The sequence below is a fragment of the Neobacillus niacini genome (assembly GCF_031456445.1).
GTDB lineage: Bacteria > Bacillota > Bacilli > Bacillales > Cytobacillaceae > Neobacillus > Neobacillus niacini_I.
The window spans coordinates 54,879-73,392 of record NZ_JAVDUQ010000007.1; the positions used below are offsets into that span (position 1 = coordinate 54,879).

General features: G+C 44.2%; 22 protein-coding genes. All 22 read right to left on the minus strand.

What is annotated here, in order from left to right:
* Nucleotides 1–3 precede the first annotated feature (3 nt).
* Nucleotides 4–516, minus strand: a complete 513-nt coding sequence (locus J2Y67_RS08785; protein ID WP_026572696.1) for a NuoB/complex I 20 kDa subunit family protein — start codon at nucleotides 514–516, stop codon at nucleotides 4–6.
* Entirely contained in the window at nucleotides 507–881 is a 375-nt protein-coding gene (locus J2Y67_RS08790) for an NADH-quinone oxidoreductase subunit A (protein WP_310172958.1), read from the minus strand. The genes J2Y67_RS08785 and J2Y67_RS08790 overlap by 10 nt, the downstream gene beginning before the upstream one ends.
* 521 nt (nucleotides 882–1,402) lie before the next feature.
* Nucleotides 1,403–1,525: a hypothetical protein gene (locus J2Y67_RS08795; RefSeq protein ID WP_310172959.1), complete on the minus strand. Its 123-nt coding sequence runs from the start codon at nucleotides 1,523–1,525 to the stop codon at nucleotides 1,403–1,405.
* 227 nt (nucleotides 1,526–1,752) lie between these two features.
* Complete coding sequence (locus tag J2Y67_RS08800) at nucleotides 1,753–2,163, minus strand: F0F1 ATP synthase subunit epsilon (RefSeq protein WP_310172961.1); 411 nt, start codon at nucleotides 2,161–2,163, stop codon at nucleotides 1,753–1,755.
* Between the two features lie 21 nt (nucleotides 2,164–2,184).
* The gene (gene atpD, locus J2Y67_RS08805; protein ID WP_310172962.1) at nucleotides 2,185–3,585 is read right to left on the minus strand and encodes a F0F1 ATP synthase subunit beta; all 1,401 of its coding nucleotides are present in this window, start codon (nucleotides 3,583–3,585) and stop codon (nucleotides 2,185–2,187) included.
* 22 nt (nucleotides 3,586–3,607) lie between these two features.
* Nucleotides 3,608–4,465: an ATP synthase F1 subunit gamma gene (gene atpG / locus J2Y67_RS08810; protein WP_310172964.1), complete on the minus strand. Its 858-nt coding sequence runs from the start codon at nucleotides 4,463–4,465 to the stop codon at nucleotides 3,608–3,610.
* 138 nt (nucleotides 4,466–4,603) lie between these two features.
* Nucleotides 4,604–6,112 carry a F0F1 ATP synthase subunit alpha gene (gene atpA, locus J2Y67_RS08815; protein ID WP_310172966.1) on the minus strand — a complete coding sequence of 503 codons (1,509 nt, stop codon included), beginning with the start codon at nucleotides 6,110–6,112 and terminating at the stop codon, nucleotides 4,604–4,606.
* 24 nt (nucleotides 6,113–6,136) lie between these two features.
* Nucleotides 6,137–6,673, minus strand: coding sequence for a F0F1 ATP synthase subunit delta (locus J2Y67_RS08820; RefSeq protein WP_310172968.1), 537 nt, complete (start codon nucleotides 6,671–6,673; stop codon nucleotides 6,137–6,139).
* The gene (locus J2Y67_RS08825; protein ID WP_310172970.1) at nucleotides 6,670–7,197 is read right to left on the minus strand and encodes a F0F1 ATP synthase subunit B; all 528 of its coding nucleotides are present in this window, start codon (nucleotides 7,195–7,197) and stop codon (nucleotides 6,670–6,672) included. The genes J2Y67_RS08820 and J2Y67_RS08825 overlap by 4 nt, the downstream gene beginning before the upstream one ends.
* 123 nt (nucleotides 7,198–7,320) lie before the next feature.
* Nucleotides 7,321–7,533: a F0F1 ATP synthase subunit C gene (atpE, locus tag J2Y67_RS08830; protein WP_026572680.1), complete on the minus strand. Its 213-nt coding sequence runs from the start codon at nucleotides 7,531–7,533 to the stop codon at nucleotides 7,321–7,323.
* Nucleotides 7,534–7,584: 51 nt separating this feature from the next.
* Nucleotides 7,585–8,298 (minus strand): F0F1 ATP synthase subunit A, encoded by a 714-nt coding sequence (atpB, locus tag J2Y67_RS08835; RefSeq protein ID WP_310172975.1) that lies wholly within the window; start codon nucleotides 8,296–8,298, stop codon nucleotides 7,585–7,587.
* 11 nt (nucleotides 8,299–8,309) lie between these two features.
* The gene (locus tag J2Y67_RS08840; protein ID WP_310172977.1) at nucleotides 8,310–8,696 is read right to left on the minus strand and encodes an ATP synthase subunit I; all 387 of its coding nucleotides are present in this window, start codon (nucleotides 8,694–8,696) and stop codon (nucleotides 8,310–8,312) included.
* A 2-nt stretch (nucleotides 8,697–8,698) separates the two neighbouring features.
* The gene (locus J2Y67_RS08845) at nucleotides 8,699–8,923 is read right to left on the minus strand and encodes an AtpZ/AtpI family protein (protein WP_310173155.1); all 225 of its coding nucleotides are present in this window, start codon (nucleotides 8,921–8,923) and stop codon (nucleotides 8,699–8,701) included.
* A 329-nt stretch (nucleotides 8,924–9,252) separates the two neighbouring features.
* Nucleotides 9,253–11,451 (minus strand): S8 family serine peptidase, encoded by a 2,199-nt coding sequence (locus J2Y67_RS08850; RefSeq protein WP_310172979.1) that lies wholly within the window; start codon nucleotides 11,449–11,451, stop codon nucleotides 9,253–9,255.
* A 426-nt stretch (nucleotides 11,452–11,877) separates the two neighbouring features.
* On the minus strand, nucleotides 11,878–12,507 hold the full coding sequence (upp, locus tag J2Y67_RS08855) for a uracil phosphoribosyltransferase (protein ID WP_310172981.1): 630 nt from the start codon (nucleotides 12,505–12,507) through the stop codon (nucleotides 11,878–11,880).
* A gap of 119 nt (nucleotides 12,508–12,626) precedes the next feature.
* Nucleotides 12,627–13,868 (minus strand): serine hydroxymethyltransferase, encoded by a 1,242-nt coding sequence (glyA, locus tag J2Y67_RS08860; RefSeq protein WP_310172983.1) that lies wholly within the window; start codon nucleotides 13,866–13,868, stop codon nucleotides 12,627–12,629.
* Nucleotides 13,869–14,070: 202 nt separating this feature from the next.
* Nucleotides 14,071–14,637: a TIGR01440 family protein gene (locus tag J2Y67_RS08865; RefSeq protein ID WP_310172985.1), complete on the minus strand. Its 567-nt coding sequence runs from the start codon at nucleotides 14,635–14,637 to the stop codon at nucleotides 14,071–14,073.
* 27 nt (nucleotides 14,638–14,664) lie between these two features.
* Nucleotides 14,665–15,111 (minus strand): ribose 5-phosphate isomerase B, encoded by a 447-nt coding sequence (gene rpiB, locus J2Y67_RS08870; RefSeq protein WP_310172987.1) that lies wholly within the window; start codon nucleotides 15,109–15,111, stop codon nucleotides 14,665–14,667.
* Between the two features lie 111 nt (nucleotides 15,112–15,222).
* Nucleotides 15,223–15,669: a low molecular weight protein arginine phosphatase gene (locus J2Y67_RS08875; RefSeq protein ID WP_310172990.1), complete on the minus strand. Its 447-nt coding sequence runs from the start codon at nucleotides 15,667–15,669 to the stop codon at nucleotides 15,223–15,225.
* 49 nt (nucleotides 15,670–15,718) lie between these two features.
* Nucleotides 15,719–16,276: a manganese efflux pump MntP gene (locus J2Y67_RS08880; RefSeq protein ID WP_310172992.1), complete on the minus strand. Its 558-nt coding sequence runs from the start codon at nucleotides 16,274–16,276 to the stop codon at nucleotides 15,719–15,721.
* A 392-nt stretch (nucleotides 16,277–16,668) separates the two neighbouring features.
* The gene (locus J2Y67_RS08885; protein ID WP_310172994.1) at nucleotides 16,669–17,724 is read right to left on the minus strand and encodes an L-threonylcarbamoyladenylate synthase; all 1,056 of its coding nucleotides are present in this window, start codon (nucleotides 17,722–17,724) and stop codon (nucleotides 16,669–16,671) included.
* A gap of 185 nt (nucleotides 17,725–17,909) precedes the next feature.
* Nucleotides 17,910–18,356 (minus strand): GNAT family N-acetyltransferase, encoded by a 447-nt coding sequence (locus J2Y67_RS08890; protein ID WP_310172996.1) that lies wholly within the window; start codon nucleotides 18,354–18,356, stop codon nucleotides 17,910–17,912.
* Nucleotides 18,357–18,514 lie beyond the last annotated feature (158 nt).

Here is an 18,514-nt window from a genome sequence, read left to right on the forward strand (position 1 = left end):
GGATTACATCACCTTCTTCCCAGTCTTCGCTTCGTAACGAATCTTTTCCTTTAACTTATTGATTCCATAAATTAAAGCAGCCGGGTTGGGAGGGCATCCTGGGATATAGACATCCACAGGTACGATTTGGTCTACACCTTTGACAACAGAATACGATTTTACATACGGTCCGCCTGCTGTTGCACATGAACCCATCGCAATGACCCATTTCGGTTCCGGCATTTGATCATATAAACGGCGAAGAATTGGTGCCATTTTTTTCGTCACGGTCCCTGACACGATCATACAGTCCGACTGCCTCGGTGATGTCCGGAAGAATGATCCGAAACGATCCAAGTCATAGTGGGAGGAACCTACGGCCATCATTTCAATCGCACAACAAGCCAGACCAAATGTCAGCGGGTAGATCGAATTGCTTCGCGCCCACGCCTTCACCTGCTCCAGTGTTGTCATAAATACATTCCTCTGTAACTCTTCCATTTCCTGAGGTGATACATTGTCTAATTTTAGGTCCATTTTAACACCTTCTTCTTCCAAGCATAGACTAGGCCAATTAACAGCATAACGACGAAAATTAACATTTCGATCAATGCGAAAATGCCTAGTTTATCATAGGCAACTGCCCATGGATATAAAAACACGGTTTCTACATCAAAAATAACAAACATTAGGGCAAAAATATAATAGCGGACATTGAACTGTACACGGGAATCGTGAAATGGTTCAATACCGCTCTCATATGTGGTATTCTTCGCATCACTTGGTGCATGAGGACGCAAAAGCTTACCTAAATATAATGCTACCGCAGGCAGCAATACCCCGAGACATAGAAACACAAAAACAATCAGATAGTTATTCTGATATACATTTAGAAGTTCCATGTCTATCCCCTCCAATGTTGAAAATTTTCTAACTAGTGGATATTTGTAACCGAATACATTATAGCATTGATAGATACCGGTGTCGACAAGCCTTGGGCTATTTAATTGGAATGGCGAAACCAGTAGCAAAAGGTAATTTATATTCTAGTAACAGGCACTAGAATCCTTGATAAATCAAGCTATTATGCTCCCATTATTCGACAACAACCCCTATTTAACTACAAAACACCCATGCTGTCAGTGAGATTTGTCATTAATTGTTCATCTTCTTTCAAATACCTTTATTCCGTCACAACTAGGCTTGTTATCCTTTTCACTAATACAATCATATTCTTGTTCGGTGATTTCATGCCCGGAATAGTGGAATTGGGTAGAAAGGGGTGTGGTGGGGTTCAATTGGGGAGTTTTATTTTCCACTTTGTAGGTTTATTTTCCACTTTCATAGTTTTATTTGCTACTTCACTCGTTTTAGCTGAAAATCCGGACGCATGGCCGGATTAGGTACCATTTTTCCTCATTATTTATGAAATACCAGTACCTTCAGTTACCTTCTTTAATGGCCGCTCCACCTTACTTTCCACTTCGCAGCTTTTTTTTGCCACTTCGCCCCTTTTATTTGCCGCTTTAACTCTTTTATTTACCACTTCACTCGTTTTAGCTGAAAATCCGGGCGCATGGCCGGATTAGGTACCATTTTTCCTCATTATTTATGAAATACCAGTACCTTCAGTTACCTTTTTTAATGGCCGCTCCACTTTATTTTCCACTTCGCAGCTTTTATTCGCCCATTTTATCGTCCACTCCGCCCCTCCCCCACACACCCCCAAAAATAACAAAAAACCCCTCCAATAGAGAGGGGTTTTTAAAAACATTAATATCTTTTTTCCGATACGGCGAGGCGGTTGATGGCACGTTGAAGAGCTAGTTCAGCACGCTTGAAATCGATATGTTCCTGCTGTGCTTGTTGAAGACGCTGTTCAGCGCGTTCCTTCGCCCTTTGGGCACGATCAACATCGATATCGGTTGCTTTTTCCGCTGCTTGAGCTAAAATCGTTACTTGATCCGGACGAACTTCTAAAAATCCGCCGCTCACTGCGATCTGATCTGTTTTGCCTCCGCCTAACTTCAGACGTACGGCACCAATTTCAAGCGGGGCAACCAATGGAATGTGGCCAGGCAAAATACCGAGTTCGCCACTTTTAGCTTTTGTACTAACCATTTCCACATCTGATTCATACACCGGGCCATCGGGAGTAACAACATTGACTTTAATCGTCTTCATTTTTTACCCTCCTGGCTCGATTTAGACCTCTACGCCCATGCGTTTTGCATTCTCAACCACTTCTTCGATGCGGCCGACAAGACGGAATGCATCTTCTGGAAGGTGGTCATATTTACCGTCAAGGATTTCTTTGAATCCTTTAACTGTTTCTTTAACCGGCACATAAGATCCAGGCTGTCCAGTGAACTGTTCCGCAACGTGGAAGTTTTGTGATAAGTAGAATTGGACACGGCGCGCACGAAGTACGACTAACTTATCATCATCAGAAAGTTCGTCCATACCAAGGATCGCGATGATATCCTGTAATTCACGGTAACGCTGCAAGGTTTGCTGCACGCGGCGAGCTATATTGTAGTGCTCTTCGCCAACGATTTCAGGTGACAATGCACGAGAAGTCGATGCTAGCGGGTCCACCGCAGGGTAGATACCCATCTCAGAAAGCTTACGCTCAAGGTTTGTCGTTGCATCAAGGTGCGCGAAAGTTGTAGCCGGAGCCGGGTCCGTATAGTCATCGGCTGGTACGTAAATCGCTTGAATTGATGTAACAGAACCTACATTAGTAGAGGTAATACGTTCTTGTAATTTACCCATTTCCGTTGCAAGTGTTGGCTGGTAACCTACCGCAGATGGCATACGGCCAAGTAGCGCGGAAACCTCAGAACCTGCTTGCGTGAAACGGAAGATGTTATCCATGAAGAACAACACGTCTTGTCCTTGCTCATCACGGAAATATTCAGCCATTGTCAAACCAGTCAAGGCAACACGCATACGTGCACCTGGTGGCTCGTTCATTTGTCCGAATACCATCGCAGTTTGTTTAATAACGCCTGAATCTGTCATTTCATGGTAAAGGTCATTACCTTCACGGGTACGCTCTCCAACGCCAGCGAATACAGAAATACCGCTGTGCTCTTGAGCGATGTTATTGATCAATTCTTGGATTAATACGGTTTTACCTACACCGGCACCACCGAACAGACCGATCTTACCACCCTTGATATATGGAGCAAGAAGGTCTACTACCTTAATCCCTGTTTCAAGAATTTCTACCTCAGTAGAAAGATTTTCGAACGTTGGTGCTTCGCGGTGAATCGAATCACGGCGAGCCTCTGTTGGAATTTCAGCATTTAAATCGATTACTTCACCTAAAACGTTGAATACACGGCCAAGCGTTACATCCCCAACCGGTACAGAAATCGGTGCACCTGTATCTGCTACTTCCAAACCACGAGTTAAACCGTCAGTGGAAGCCATCGCAATCGTACGAACTGTATCATCACCTAAATGAAGAGCTACTTCAAGGGTTAGCTTGATGGTATCAGTACTAATTCTCAACGCATTATAGATTTCAGGAAGCTGACCGTTCTCAAACTTAACGTCAACAACCGGACCCATAATCTGAACAACGCGTCCAATGTTCATCATTTTCCCTCCTTACTTCTAACTACTCTAGTGCTGATGCACCGCCGACGATTTCGGTAATTTCTTGTGTAATCGCTGCTTGGCGGGCACGGTTATAGCTAAGTGTATAGTTACGAATTAATTCTTTTGCATTGTCGGTTGCGTTTCTCATTGCCGTCATCCGGGCAGCATGCTCACTGGCTTTGCTGTCTAGCAGCGCGCCATAGATTAGGCTCTCGGCATATTGCGGCAGGAGAACTTCTAAAATTTCTTCAGCAGACGGCTCGAATTCATAGGAAATCAGTTTGCCTGTCGGCTTAATTTCCGCAAGCGGAAGCAGCTTTTTCTCGGTTACTTCCTGCGAAATTGCGCTTATATAATGATTGTAATATAGATAGATTTCATCAAATGTACCGTCAGCAAACATACCGACTGTGCTCGAAGCAATGTCTTTAATGTCAGCAAATGAAGGCTGGTCTGAAACACCAACGATTTCAAGTGCTACATTGATGTTGCGTTTGACAAAAAAGTCTCGGGCAATACGGCCGATTGCGATGATCGCGAATTCGTCATTGGACTTGTGGCGGCTTTGGATGGTTTGGTGTACACGTCTCAAGACGTTACTGTTAAACGCACCCGCAAGACCGCGGTCAGATGCCATAACGATATAACCGGTCTTTTTGACTGGACGTGCTTGAAGCATTGGATGGTTTACCCCTTTGCTGCCAAGCGCAATCGCTGCCGTTACCTCTTGGATTTTTTCCATATAAGGAACGAATGACTTTGCATTCATCACCCCGCGGTTCCACTTCGCCGCAGAAGTCATCTCCATCGCCTTGGTAATTTGACTCGTCTTCTTCGTCGAATTAATACGAGTTTTTATATCGCGTAATGATGCCATTTTAAGTTCTCACCACCCTCACTCAAAGAATGTTAATGGGGGATCTGTCCCCTGTTACTGCATTAATGCGGTGGGGGTCTGTCCCCCGTTACTTCACCACATTAATACGATGGGGGTCAGACCCCATTTAGACCTAAATTACTCGGAAACTGCAAACGTCTTTTTGAAGGCGTTGATTGCAGATGCCATATCGTCATCGGAAGGAAGATCCTTCGTTTTGGTAATATGGTCTAACAATTCTTTGCGGTTGTGGTCTAACCATGTTAGGAATTCAGCTTCGAAGCGGCGAATATCCTGCAATGGAATATCGTCAAGGAAGCCGCGTGTTAATGCATATAGGATCGCTACTTGCTTTTCAACAGATAGCGGTTTGTTCAAGTCTTGTTTTAACACCTCAACGGTACGTGCACCACGATTCAGCTTCGCTTGGGTTGCTTTATCAAGGTCGGAACCGAATTGAGCAAATGCTTCTAACTCACGGTATGAAGCAAGGTCAAGACGCAGTGTACCTGCAACCTTCTTCATCGCTTTGATCTGTGCCGATCCACCTACACGGGATACGGAAAGACCTGCGTTGATCGCTGGGCGAACACCGGAGAAGAATAGGTCTGATTGTAAGAAAATTTGTCCATCTGTGATGGAGATAACGTTTGTTGGGATATAAGCAGAAACGTCACCTGCTTGTGTTTCGATAAATGGCAATGCAGTGATCGAGCCAGCGCCGAGGGCATCGCTCAATTTCGCTGCGCGCTCTAGTAAACGGCTGTGCAGATAGAATACATCCCCTGGATATGCTTCACGACCCGGAGGACGACGAAGTAACAAGGAAAGCTCACGGTATGCAGATGCTTGCTTTGATAAGTCATCGTATACGATTAATACGTGCTTACCGTTGAACATAAATTCTTCGCCCATTGAAACACCCGCATATGGTGCCAAGAATAGCATTGGAGCTGGTTGTGATGCAGATGCAGACACAACGATTGTGTAATCTAATGCCCCATTTTTACGAAGGGTTTCAACCGCACCGCGTACTGTTGATTCCTTTTGTCCAATTGCAACATAGATACAGATCATGTTTTGACCTTTTTGGTTCAAGATCGTATCGATGGCAACAGATGTTTTACCTGTTTGACGGTCACCGATGATTAACTCACGTTGTCCGCGGCCGATTGGTACAAGCGCATCGATCGCTTTGATACCTGTTTGTAATGGCTCATGAACGGATTTACGCGCCATAACTCCTGTTGCAACTTGCTCAACAGGGCGAGTTTTGGTTGTATTAATAGGACCCATACCATCGATTGGTTGTCCTAATGAGTTTACTACACGTCCGATCAGCTCTTCACCAACTGGAACCTCCATGATGCGGCCTGTACGACGAACCTCGTCGCCTTCACGGATATCGGTGAAAGGTCCAAGGATGATAATACCGACGTTACTTTCTTCAAGGTTTTGTGCCATACCCATAACGCCGTTTGAAAATTCAACAAGTTCTCCAGCCATAACATTGTCAAGGCCGTGAACACGCGCGATACCGTCACCAACGGAGATAACCGTACCGACATCTGTTACTTGAATTTCCGCCTGATAGTTTTCAATTTGCTGTTTTATCAGGGCACTGATTTCTTCAGCTTTGATGCTCATGAGTTTCACCCCTATCTACGAATCTTAGCTTAACAATTTACGTTGCAAACGATCGAGCTTGCCGCGCAAGCTGCCGTCATATATACGATTTCCGATGCGGAGCTTCACGCCGCCAAGCAATTCGGAATCCACGATATTTTCAATTTTTAGAGACTGCTTGCCAACTTTTGCTGCAAAAGTAGCAGAAATCGCCTCACGCTCAGCATCTGAAAGCGGGCGTACACTGTAGACTTTCGCTTCAGCAACACCGGACGCTTCATTAGCAAGCTCAATAAATTGGTCGACCACTTCAACAATTTCACCTTCACGGTGGCGGTCCATTAAAATCATTAGTGTATTGACAATAAATACATTAATGTTTGCAAAAGCCTGTTTTAAAATGGCTTTTTTGTTTTCCTTTGAAAGTTTTAAAGAACTGAGAACAGCCTTTAAATCCTTATTCGTCTGGATCACTTCTTTTACTACACGAAGATCTTCTTCTACAAGGCTAAGAATCTGTTGTTCTTTAGCAATTTGAAAAAGTGCCGACGCATAGCGTTTTGCTACGATGGAGTTGCTCATCGGCGTTCTCCTGCCTCTTTAATATATTCGTTGATGAGTTGATCCTGATCTTGGATATTCAACTCTTTCTCAATAACCTTAGAGGCGATTAATACAGACAAGGAAGCAACTTGTTCGCGAATGGCGGCCATTGCTTTTTCTTTTTGCTGATCAATCTCAAGCTTCGCAGCTTCTTTCACGCGTTCAGCTTCAGTGCGGGCAATCGCAATGATTTCCTCACGCTGAACATCGCCTTGCTTTTTCGCATTTTCAATCAAGCCTTGTGCTTCAGCACGCGCTTCTTTTAAAAGGCTTCTTTGTTCTTCTAAAAGCTTTTGCGCTTCAACACGGCTATCTTCTGCCGCATTGATTTCACCTGCAATATGGTCTTCACGTTGTTTCATGATGCCCATTAATGGACCCCACGCGAATTTTTTAAGCAATGCTAACAAGATTAAGAAAACAACTAGCTGGAATATAACATCTCCACCATTAAAATGGCCTGCTTCTGCAGCACCAAGTACAAATAGATTGCCTGATAACACCACGGGTTCACTCCCTTCAAGAGTTGTTCGCTACTCGAAAAAGTATGTTCTCTATTGCACAAACATAAATGGCGAAGGATTCTCTTCTTCCTCTCCGCCACTTGGGATTTTTCTCTCTACTAATTAACGTCCTAAAACCATGAACGCGATAACAACGCCGATGATCGGTAATGCTTCAACTAACGCAACCCCGATAAACATTGTTGTTTGTAATAAACCACGAGCTTCTGGTTGACGAGCGATACCTTCAACTGTACGTCCAACGATTAAACCGTTACCAATACCGGCACCTACTGCTGCCAAACCGATTGCAATTGCTGCTGCTATAAGATTCATTATAAAGTTCCTCCTTAAAAATGTATGAATAATTTAGTTTGTAAAAATATATTAATGGTCGTGACTCACTTTGTGAGACAAGTAAACCATTGTTAACATGGTAAAAATGTATGCCTGGATCGTTCCGACGAATACGGAGAACCCTTGCCAAACAAGGGTTAATGGTACGGCTGCTATCATACCAGCTACTCCAGTCCAAGCTAAACCTCCCGCTAATAGCGAAAGAAGCAATTCACCTGCGTAAATGTTTCCATAAAGACGCAGACCAAGCGTTAATGTGTTCGCGAATTCTTCAATAATTTTCAATGGGAACAAGAATCCCATTGGGCTGAAGAACAATTTTCCATAACCTCTAGGTCCTTGTAGCTTAACACCATAATAATGAGAAAGCCCAACGACCATTACCGCAAGCGATAAGGTTACAGCAGGGTCAGCTGTTGGTGATTTCCACCAAAGCTTGCCATCAATGACGACTGAAAATGGAAGACCTAGCATATTAGATACAAAAATATACAAAATTAAGGTAAGTCCAAGAATATGGAATCTTCCGCCTTCCTTCCAATCCATCGTGCTGTTGATGATTCCTTTGACGAAGTCCATCACCCATTCGAAGAAGTTTTGCATGCCTGTCGGCTTCATCGCAAGCTTCCGGGTAGATAGAACCGCAATGATAAATACAATGAGACTCGCAACGAGAATCATTAGATCATTCGCCAAGTTAAAGGTTATTCCCCCAAATGTTGCTAAAGGAACTTCATGATGCATCTATGTTCACCTCACTTCCCTTTTCTTTTATGAAAATGCAATGCATGATAAAAATAATCTATCATAATGACAATATAGGATGTCATTAGTCCCATAACCACACTGACAACATGAAAGTAATTGGGCCATCTCATGGCAATAATTACTGCAATTGCCGCTGTCGCCATTCTTTGCAGCGAACCGAGCGATTTCATTTTTTTTCCCTTATCAAAGGCCTTTTCGAACTTCTCCGTTTTCTTCGTTAACAACCAGATATTCAGAAAACTAAAGCATGTCCCAAGAATTAATCCTAAAAATACAGTTTTATAGGAGGTAAACCCCCATCCAAGCACGAATATAGATAACAAATACAAATTCCACTTTCGCTGCCTGTTGAACATCTCTCTAAAATCCAGCATAATCACTTATCTCCCGAGAAAAAATGGCGAATCGAAACAAGCATGGCATAAGTTCCCGATGCTAATCCGATTAACAATCCGATAATTAAGAAAATTGGTTCGGTACCCCATTGCCGATCCAACCATCTACCTGCAAAAATACCAATAAGAATGGAACCGACTAACTGGGAGACAATTGCGGACATTAAAGCCATAGCTTGAAATGGATTGCGGTTGTTTTGACGCATCATTATCGCATCCTCACCATAAGAGAATGTGAACTGGGCTAGAAGGCAAATCACCAAGTATATTAACACTTTCTTGAATGTGAAAACCTTATCATTTACACCCTTTGTAAGCATACAATAGGCAATATGTAAAGTCAATGAGTTTCCACGAAATATTCACTTGCATTTTTCAGCTTTTCACGATATATTAGGATACTAAAAATTTTCAGAAAATTAAATATATAGCTTTACTCATCCCCTCAGAAGTTTTTTTGAAAAAACTTGCTTAAGAGTGCACAGTAAGGTAATACGAATGGGTTTTAAAAAGGTTTCAGTTTCTTGTTAAAATGTTACGGCTGCCTTTTTTCGATATTTAACATGGTTTCAATGAAATCCTCTTTCCCTGCCTTTTTCGCAAATACCTTTGCCAGATAGACCCCATCCTCTGGAAGGTTCTCACTCTCAATCTTCTTTTGAATCAATCCCTTTTTGACATTTTCAATAGAATCTAAAAACCCGACGAAACGATAATCACCGGGATCGAATAAGGCGATTCCGAACTCCTCCGCCCCGCCCGGCAGGTAAACCTCATACAAGTACTGACCCGGACCGTCCCCTTCCCCAAACGAAAATCCCATTACCCTTGGATAATTTGGTTCTTCGAGTACATAGAGATAAGGAATAGGAATTGGGGTGGATCCCGCTTGAAGCTTGATGTAGCCATCATGGATTTTCTTTTTAAAGCTTTGCGGGTCGACCCTGAGTTCAACTACAACCTCCTTCACTTCCTTTGGCGCCAATGTAAACGAAAGCGGAAATCGCCACGATAATCCATCTGTCCGTTCCGGAAGGTCAAAGGAATACCTTTTTGTCGTGTTACTTGTATTTTCAATGTACAAAAGGGTTTTATGAATATCCCGCTGTTCTGTGAATTTCCCAAAATGAATCGAGCTTGGAGTCACAAGTGATTCCGCTTTTACTGCTTCGCGCACTTGAATTCTCCCCGCTCCCTGTTCGTACGTTCGATAAGGAACCGTCCCCGCTTTATACAATGGCTTGGCAGTATTCATCAAAGCCGCCTTGATTTGCTGCGGCGTCCAATCCGGGTGGGCCTGCTTGATTAAGGCACAGGCGCCGGCAACATGCGGTGCTGCCATACTTGTCCCTTGTAAGGAAAGATAGCCGCCCGGTACGGTCGAGTTAATCGCCACACCCGGAGCCACGATGTCCGGTTTCACCTCCCACGTCCCAGTAACCGGCCCGCGTGAACTAAAATCTGCCATCCGATCCTTTTCTTCATTCTGAATAATTTGCATGGTGGTAGATGGTTTTTTTACAAACAGCTCTCCGTCATGCTTTGAGATGGACCCGACCGGAATCGGCATCAGCGTTTCTAAATTTCCGATAAAATTTCCGCTCATATTGTTATAGATGAGAACGGCCTTAGCTCCCGCTGTCTGAGCATTTTTTGCCTTTTCCGTAAACGTTAAGCGACCGCGTTTGATGAGCACGATTTTGCCTTCAACATTTTTCAGGTCTTCCTTCCTGCCAATCCCACCATCGGCGAACTTGTACGAGCGGTCCAACTCCCATTTTTCTGAACCCTCCATCGGCTGAATGCGGATTTTTTCCCGTGTTCCTTCTATTAATAAGTACGGTATTCTCATGGTGGGTGTCGAGGCCCCGACAGATATTGCCTTTGAGGCCGTACCGGGTGAACCGACTGTCCAAATATTCGGGCCGGCATTGCCGTTTGCCGCTACTGCGACAATCCCTTTGTCGACGGCGCGGTTGAGCGCAAGGCTAATCGGCAGGTCCGGACCATTGACATCGTTTCCTAATGAAAGATTCATAATATCAACTTTGTCCTTTATTGCCTGATCAATCGCGGCGATGACTTGCTCCGTCGTTCCGCCTCCGCCCGGGCCCAGTGCCCGGTAAGCAATTATTTTCGCCTCCGGGGCAACACCGCGAATTTTCCCATTGGCAGCAATAATTCCTGCGACATGGGTTCCGTGTAGCGTTGCTTTGCCGAGGGCGCGGGTTTCCATCGGGTCGCGATCATTGTCAACAAGGTCGTGCCCGCCGCCATAATTGCGCCGGAGGTCAGGATGGGTGTAATCTACGCCGGTATCAATGACCGCGACGGTGATTCCTTTCCCAGTGAGGCGTTGATTTTTCGGTGAAAATAATCCACGCACCTCATCCCCGCCGATAATTTTTACACTTTCCTCGGTCTGGGCTTGGTAGCTGGTCACGGAAGACACATTTAGGATTTTGAAGTTTTCCGCGAGTTTGGTGATCGCCTTGCGGTTGCCCTCGATAGAAAATCCTGTGATTGCTTCCGTAAAAATGCGGCGCAGTTTGATGTCTCTGTATGGTGTAAGAAGTTGTTTGATTTGTTGTGTGGTTTGTGGCTGTTTTGTGATCACAATGGCGACAGTTTGCTGATTTTGGATTGGCGGTATGATGAGTTTTCGGCTTTGGGATTGGGTGTGTGAGGGTATGGTGATGATTGTTAGGATGATGATTAGAATAAGTTTCTTCATTTTGCTGATTTCCCCTTTTTTCATAGGGTTTTCTTTGGGAGGGGGAAATATGCAGAGGGATTTTTTGGTTAGCCTCGGATTTTATGTTCCATTTCGGAGTTTTTATGTTCTGATTGCACCAGTATATGTACCATTATCGATGATATATGTTCCAACTGAAGTTTTTAATTCTTTAGTTTGCCTTTTTGAAGTTAAAAAGGTAACTTTCCTTCCCTGATTTTTGTTGCTCGAACGTATTTTTTGGTGGCCACCACTTTTTTCATTACCTTGTCTAGCTTATGTTCCTTTTCGAAGCTTTTATGTTCCGATTCCCGCAGTTTATGAACCAATGTCCGCAATATATGTTCCATTCTAACCTTTATATGTGCCCATCCCATTTTTAAAAAAAGAGACCCTTTTCAAAAAAAGATCTCTCCAAACTAAAAATTATTTCGTCCCAAACAACCGGTCCCCGGCATCGCCTAGACCTGGTACGATGTAGCCGTGGTCATTGAGCTTTTCGTCTAGTGCTGCGATATAGATGTCAACATCTGGATGAGCCGTTTTCACTGCTTCGACTCCTTCTGGTGCCGCAATCAAGCACATAAACTTAATATTTTTCGCGCCGCGCTTTTTCAAAGAGTTGATGGCTTCATTTGCAGAACCGCCTGTTGCCAGCATTGGATCTACGACGATGAAATCACGCTCTTCGACATCACTTGGAAGTTTTACATAGTATTCAACTGGTTTCAATGTTTCGGGATCACGATAAAGACCGATATGTCCTACCTTCGCTGCCGGAATTAATTTCAAGATCCCATCAACCATTCCAATCCCTGCACGCAAAATTGGCACAAGGCCGATTTTTTTCCCGGAAAGGACTTTTGATTTGGTCGGACAAACCGGTGTTTCAATCGTCATTTCTTCAAGCGGCATATCCCTCGTGATATCAAAAGCCATAAGTGTTGCCACTTCGTCTACCAATTCCCTGAACTCTTTCGTTCCTGTGTTTTTATCACGTATGTATGTAAGCTTATGCTGGATGAGTGGGTGGTCGAAGACGTAAACCTTTGCCACAAAAATCGCCCCTTTATTAAAATTTAACTTTAAACACTTCGTCTAATTTTACAGAAAAACAATCACGAGGGCAAATAAAAATCGACCTTTTTTCGCAAAAAGGCCGATTCTCAAAAAACTTAATATTCAGGATATAAAACAAACTTGCTTGTTAAAGCTTCCACACGCTTGCTTGCTTCTTCAAGCTTTGCTTGATCTTCATGATTTTTCAATGTAAACGCAATAATCGATGCAATTTCATCCATATCTTCTAAACCAAAGCCGCGGCTTGTAACAGCAGCAGTTCCGATGCGGATACCGCTTGTCACAAACGGGCTGTTTTGATCATATGGAATTGTATTTTTGTTAACCGTAATTCCCACTTCATCAAGGACATGCTCTGCCACTTTACCAGTTAGGCCAAGAGTCGTAACATCTAATAATAATAAGTGGTTGTCGGTTCCGCCGGAAACAAGTTTCAAGCCTTCTTTTTGAAGACCTTCAGCCAAACGTTTCGCATTGGCAATAATGTTTCCTGCATACTCTTTAAAGCTGTCCTGCAATGCTTCGCCAAAAGCAACCGCTTTTGCTGCGATGACATGCATTAATGGACCGCCTTGAATTCCAGGGAAAATCGACTTATCGATTTTCTTCGCAAACTCTTCACGACAAAGAATCATCCCGCCGCGTGGGCCTCTTAACGTTTTATGCGTAGTAGTCGTCACAAAATCTGCAAATGGAACTGGATTTTGATGAAGACCTGCCGCAACTAGACCTGCAATATGAGCCATATCGACCATTAAATAGGCGCCCACTTCGTCAGCGATTTCGCGGAATTTTTTAAAGTCAATTTCACGCGGATATGCACTGGCACCCGCAACAATCAATTTCGGCTTATGCTGGCGAGCTTTTTCCAAAACATCCTCGTAGTTGATGCGATGCGTTTCTTCGTCCACACCATACTCAACGAAATTATATTGAACACCACTGAAGTTTACCGGACTTCCGTGTGTTAAGTGACCGCCGTGGGATAGGTTCATCCCTAAAACAGTATCGCCTTGCTCAAGAATCGTGAAGTATACCGCCATGTTTGCTTGAGCGCCGGAGTGTGGCTGTACGTTTACATGCTCAGCCCCGAAGATTGCCTTCGCACGGTCACGCGCTAAATCTTCCACGATATCCACATATTCGCAGCCGCCATAATAGCGTTTTGCAGGATATCCTTCTGCATATTTATTTGTTAAAACAGACCCCTGTGCTTCCATAACCGCTTCGCTTACAAAGTTTTCTGACGCAATTAATTCAATCTTCGCGCGCTGACGTCCTAATTCTTGCTGAATTGCTTGAAATACTTGCTCGTCCTGCTGTGATAAATGCTTCATAATGATCCCCCTTTGTTAGTTGAAATCCGCAATCAGTTTAAAAATCAACCTCATTTTAACACATTTTTTTGATTATCAAAAAAGAAAGAATATTAGAATTTTTGAAATCACTTTCATAAAAAGCGGAAGCGCCTTCGGAACAAAGCAGTTCATTTTTTCCCTCGAGGGGCTAGGCGCTGGAGCTAGACAATAGAAAAGCTCGTTAGCTGCAGCTCAAATTCCCGCTCGTGTGCTCATACACGGCTCTTTCCCCGCCAATGAGTTTTGGTCGTGTCCGTGCAAGGGTGACTTGGGCATGTCCCACATTTTTCTGCTTCACGCGAACAGGCACAGCAACATGTTTTAAATGCATGCCGATAAAGGTTTGACCGATATCAATTCCCGCATCCGCTTTGATAAATTCCACCACGACTGCATCCGTCATTTTTTCAAAAGCGTATGTTGACATTGCCCCGCCTGCTTTTCGTACGGGAACAACCGAAACCTCGTCCAATTTTTGTTGGTCCGCGGTTGCCCTTTCGATCACCAATGCACGGTTTAAATGCTCACAGCATTGGAAGGCCAACTGAATTCCAGTTTTCTCCTGAAATTGCTTTAGCTGGCGAAAAATCATTTCGGCGACTTCTATTGTGCCGGATGTGCCGATTTTTTCGCCAATGACCTCGCTCGTGCTGCAGCCGACCACCAACAGCTGCCCCGGCTTTAAGCCGGCCTGGTCGTTAAACTCCGACAGTATCGTTTCCAATTCCTGTTCCCACTGCTCTATCATGATTTTCGCCCCTTATTTTGGGATTTCTTACAAATGCTTATTTTCGATTTCGGTAATTTTGCCCACACGGTTAGCATGACGGCCGCCCTCAAACTCGCCTGTCAGCCAAATTTGTGCGATATCTCTCGCAAGACCTGCGCCAATGACGCGCTCGCCCATCGTTAAAATATTGCTGTCATTATGGGCACGCGTTGCTTTTGCGCTAAATGTATCGTGAACAAGCGCCGCGCGGATTCCCTTTACTTTGTTCGCCGCAATACACATGCCAATTCCAGTGCCGCAAATTAAAATGCCGCGGTCAAACTCGCCGCTCGCTACTTTTTCCGCAACTGGCAAGGCATAGTCCGGATAATCAACGGATGTTTCGCAGTCACAGCCAAAATCCTGATATTGGATTCCCAACTCTTCCATTAAATGAGCGATTTCCTTGCGAATATTCACGCCGCCATGATCTGATGCCAATGCTACCTTCATAAAAAAACCCCCAGATTTAAATTTACTCTGCCTACATTTTGACATACCCAGGGAAAAAGATAAAGTTCCTACGTCATAAAAAAAGCCCTCCAATCAGATGGAGAGCCAGCCTTACGTATTCTTCGTTAATTTTTCAATAACCCTATCAATTAATTGTTCAAGTTCCTGAAAGGTTTCACGGTAAATAGAGATGTTTCCACCATATGGATCGCTTACATCATGATAGACGGTCTCTCCGGCAAATTCCTTTAGGGTAAAAAGTTTAGCCGCCGATTCCGGATGGTTAATCAAAATGGCATCCTTATGGGAATCCGTCATCGTCAAAATCAAGTCCGCCCAACCGACTTCTCCTCCAGTCAGCAAACTGGATTGATGATTATGTACAATTTGATTTTCCTCTATCACTTTCTTGGCATGTGCCGAAGCCTCATTTCCGTCAATCGCAAAAATTCCCGCTGAGCGAACCTCGATGCCTTCAAGGTTTTTATTTTTCAAAATCGCTTCTGCCATTGGACTCCTACACGTATTTCCCGTACAAACAAATAAGATGCGCTGCATTTTATTTGCCCCCCTTTCTTTCTAGTATTTTAACAAATTTCCGCCATCATCACCAAAAAAGTGGAAGCAGTTTTACCCCGAACGCTAGTAGGATGGTACCGCCGAGCGCCTCGCTATAGGCGCCAATCCAGCCTTGTACCTTTCTGCCGAGCAAGAGACCCGCCCATGTTTGCAAGGTTGCCACAATCCCAAAGCATATAATAACCATGATGGTTTTCGCACCATATATTCCTAAAGTTAGGCCAAGAGAAAAACTATCGAGGCTCACGCTTAAGGCAAATACAAGTAAGCCAAGCCCAACTGGGGTCATCACTTTTTCATCGCCTTTTTTGAAGCTGCCCCAGATCATTTGCACGCCTAGAATGATGAGCAGCAGACCGCCGATTAGGGACGCAAAGGTACCGAATTTTGCCGATAAAAATTTTCCGGCCAGGATTCCTACGAGCGGCATCCAGACATGAAAAAGTCCGATGGTCAGACCGATTTTAAAAATTTGCCGCCGCCTGAGGTTGTACATCCCCATTCCGAGGCCTACCGAAAAGGCATCCATGCCTAGCGCGAATGCCATTATTACGAGAGTTATGATTTCTCCAACCATTGCTGACATTCTTTCTCCGCCCCCTTGGACTTGCTATTTCAACATATGCACGTCCACCGCCGTTTAGAAGTCAGACCTGAGAAATCGGGAAATTAGATTTTATGTTCCACTTCCCCCGTTTATTTGCCACTTTTTTGAGTTATTTGCCACTTCACCTATTTTATTTGCCATTCTTGTTATTTTCGTTTAAAAGCAGGGTCTTGAAGCCCGGCTCAGGTACTTTTCTACCCGGGATTCTATTGTTCCCCCTAAAAATTGACGATTTTAATTACCTCTTTCCATAGTTCTTTCAGTTATTTTCCATTTCACTTGCTTTATTTGCCGCTTTCCCCAAGTTATCAGTCGCCCCAACAACAAAACAAAAAAGCACCCGGTCACCCAAGTGCTTCAACAATCAACAACTATTCCGAAATTACCTTATTCCCCGCCGCCTTCTCCAGCCGGTTCATAATCGCCAGCCCAACGCCGCCTTTCGGGAACATCTCGCTAAAAATCACATCAACCTTTTCCAGATTAAATCTCCGCAATGTATCATATAGTTCCGTTGCAACCGTCTCGAGCTCGTCCCTTTTTCCACAGGCAATCACGACATCTGCCAAAAACTCACTCTTATTCACGTCTGTTGTAAGTACGCCGACACGAAAGCCCTCCTGCTGCTTTTCAGTTACAAGCTTCTGAAGAAACGACCGGCTCCCATTCACTAAATAAAGAGGAGCATTCGGTGCATAATGACGATATTTCATCCCAGGCGATTTCGGCTTCAATCCGCCCTCCCCGGCACCGCCCTCGAGCGCCGGATCAATCCGAACCTCACCCATCACTGCCTCAAGCTGTTCCTTCGTCACACCGCCCGGCCGCAAAATAACCGGAACCGCCTCCGTACAATCCACAACCGTCGACTCGACGCCAACACCTGTCGGACCTGCGTCCAGCACCCCAGCAATTTTTCCTTGCAAATCCTCAATCACATGCTCAGCATGAGTCGGACTTGGCTTTCCTGAACTGTTCGCACTCGGTGCAGCAATCGGCAGACCGCACGCCTTAAGCAACGAGAGTGCAACCGGATGGTCCGGCATTCTCACCCCAACCGAATCAAGACCTGCGGTTGCTTTTTCCGAAAGTGCGCCATCCTTCTTTTTAAAAATAATCGTTAACGGCCCCGGCCAAAACGCCTCCATCAAACGTTCCGCCGTTTCCGGAATTTCCGACACAAATCTACACAACTGCTCCCGGTCCGCAATATGAATAATTAACGGGTTATCCCCAGGTCTGCCTTTTGCCAAAAAAATCTTCGCGACCGCTTCATCGCTTTCCGCATTTCCGCCAAGGCCATAAACCGTTTCCGTCGGGAGGGCCACCACTTCATTTTCCTGTAATAACTGAGCTGCATCCACAATATGTGGATTACTTTCTAAGATATCCACATAGTTATCCACTTTCCAAACTTTTGTGTTCATAGTTATCCACCTTTATTCAAAAACAAACTTTCTATCGAAATTTGCCGAATCTAGGCACCTAGACTCATATTTTTCGCATTATACGTTTGCAAGTATAAAAGAAGGTGTGGAAAAATACAAGTTTTGTCCACAAATTGTGTATAACTTAGCGGAAATGGTGGATAACTTTGCCCGAATATCCACATCTACAATGGAAATTTCAGAAAAATCGAGTTATCCACATTTAAAATATGTCGAATGTGCTCAGACCCGTTCAATTCTGACGGCAATTCCACCCGCTCAATCTCCTGAAATCCTAGTAAATTGAAAAATGGTAGCGCCGTACGCTTATTGGTTGCCAAAAATAAACTTTCCATCCCCTTTTCCTTCGCGAGCTTCATCATTTGTTCCACCAGAATAAAAATTTCTTTTTCCGTTTGCCCAGCTGTGACTACTAAGGATCGAAGCAAGCCAAAGCCTTCAAACGCTTCAATTCCAAGCGTGCCCTTTAGCTGCCCGTCCAAATCCTCTAGCAGCAAAAAATATTCAATCGTTTCTTCTGTTAATCCATCGGTCCCAAGGTTTGCCTTTATCAAGAACTCTCTTAACTTCCCCAAATCCTGCTTATTTGCCGTGCGAATTAATGCCTGCATTCAATTCCACCCCATTTTTTAAGATTCTACTCTATGAATATGAAAAAATAGGAGAAATAGAACATTTGAAATCTATTATTATTGCGGTAATGTGCTTGGAAGCGAAACTCCGCCCCTATCAAAAAAGGCGGTGTGAGCGAAGCTGTACAACAACTTAT

Bases quoted from the DNA above. Each gene is read 5' to 3' on its own strand.
- J2Y67_RS08785 (WP_026572696.1), bottom strand. From the start codon at position 516: ATGGACCTAAAATTAGACAATGTATCACCTCAGGAAATGGAAGAGTTA.
- J2Y67_RS08790 (WP_310172958.1), bottom strand. From the start codon at position 881: ATGGAACTTCTAAATGTATATCAGAATAACTATCTGATTGTTTTTGTG.
- J2Y67_RS08800 (WP_310172961.1), bottom strand. From the start codon at position 2,163: ATGAAGACGATTAAAGTCAATGTTGTTACTCCCGATGGCCCGGTGTAT.
- atpD (WP_310172962.1), bottom strand. From the start codon at position 3,585: ATGAACATTGGACGCGTTGTTCAGATTATGGGTCCGGTTGTTGACGTT.
- atpG (WP_310172964.1), bottom strand. From the start codon at position 4,465: ATGGCATCATTACGCGATATAAAAACTCGTATTAATTCGACGAAGAAG.
- atpA (WP_310172966.1), bottom strand. From the start codon at position 6,112: ATGAGCATCAAAGCTGAAGAAATCAGTGCCCTGATAAAACAGCAAATT.
- J2Y67_RS08820 (WP_310172968.1), bottom strand. From the start codon at position 6,673: ATGAGCAACTCCATCGTAGCAAAACGCTATGCGTCGGCACTTTTTCAA.
- atpE (WP_026572680.1), bottom strand. From the start codon at position 7,533: ATGAATCTTATAGCAGCAGCAATTGCAATCGGTTTGGCAGCAGTAGGT.
- atpB (WP_310172975.1), bottom strand. From the start codon at position 8,298: ATGCATCATGAAGTTCCTTTAGCAACATTTGGGGGAATAACCTTTAAC.
- J2Y67_RS08840 (WP_310172977.1), bottom strand. From the start codon at position 8,696: ATGCTGGATTTTAGAGAGATGTTCAACAGGCAGCGAAAGTGGAATTTG.
- J2Y67_RS08845 (WP_310173155.1), bottom strand. From the start codon at position 8,923: ATGCGTCAAAACAACCGCAATCCATTTCAAGCTATGGCTTTAATGTCC.
- J2Y67_RS08850 (WP_310172979.1), bottom strand. From the start codon at position 11,451: ATGAAGAAACTTATTCTAATCATCATCCTAACAATCATCACCATACCC.
- glyA (WP_310172983.1), bottom strand. From the start codon at position 13,868: ATGAAGCATTTATCACAGCAGGACGAGCAAGTATTTCAAGCAATTCAG.
- J2Y67_RS08865 (WP_310172985.1), bottom strand. From the start codon at position 14,637: ATGATAGAGCAGTGGGAACAGGAATTGGAAACGATACTGTCGGAGTTT.
- rpiB (WP_310172987.1), bottom strand. From the start codon at position 15,111: ATGAAGGTAGCATTGGCATCAGATCATGGCGGCGTGAATATTCGCAAG.
- J2Y67_RS08875 (WP_310172990.1), bottom strand. From the start codon at position 15,669: ATGCAGCGCATCTTATTTGTTTGTACGGGAAATACGTGTAGGAGTCCA.
- J2Y67_RS08880 (WP_310172992.1), bottom strand. From the start codon at position 16,276: ATGTCAGCAATGGTTGGAGAAATCATAACTCTCGTAATAATGGCATTC.
- J2Y67_RS08885 (WP_310172994.1), bottom strand. From the start codon at position 17,724: ATGAACACAAAAGTTTGGAAAGTGGATAACTATGTGGATATCTTAGAA.
- J2Y67_RS08890 (WP_310172996.1), bottom strand. From the start codon at position 18,356: ATGCAGGCATTAATTCGCACGGCAAATAAGCAGGATTTGGGGAAGTTA.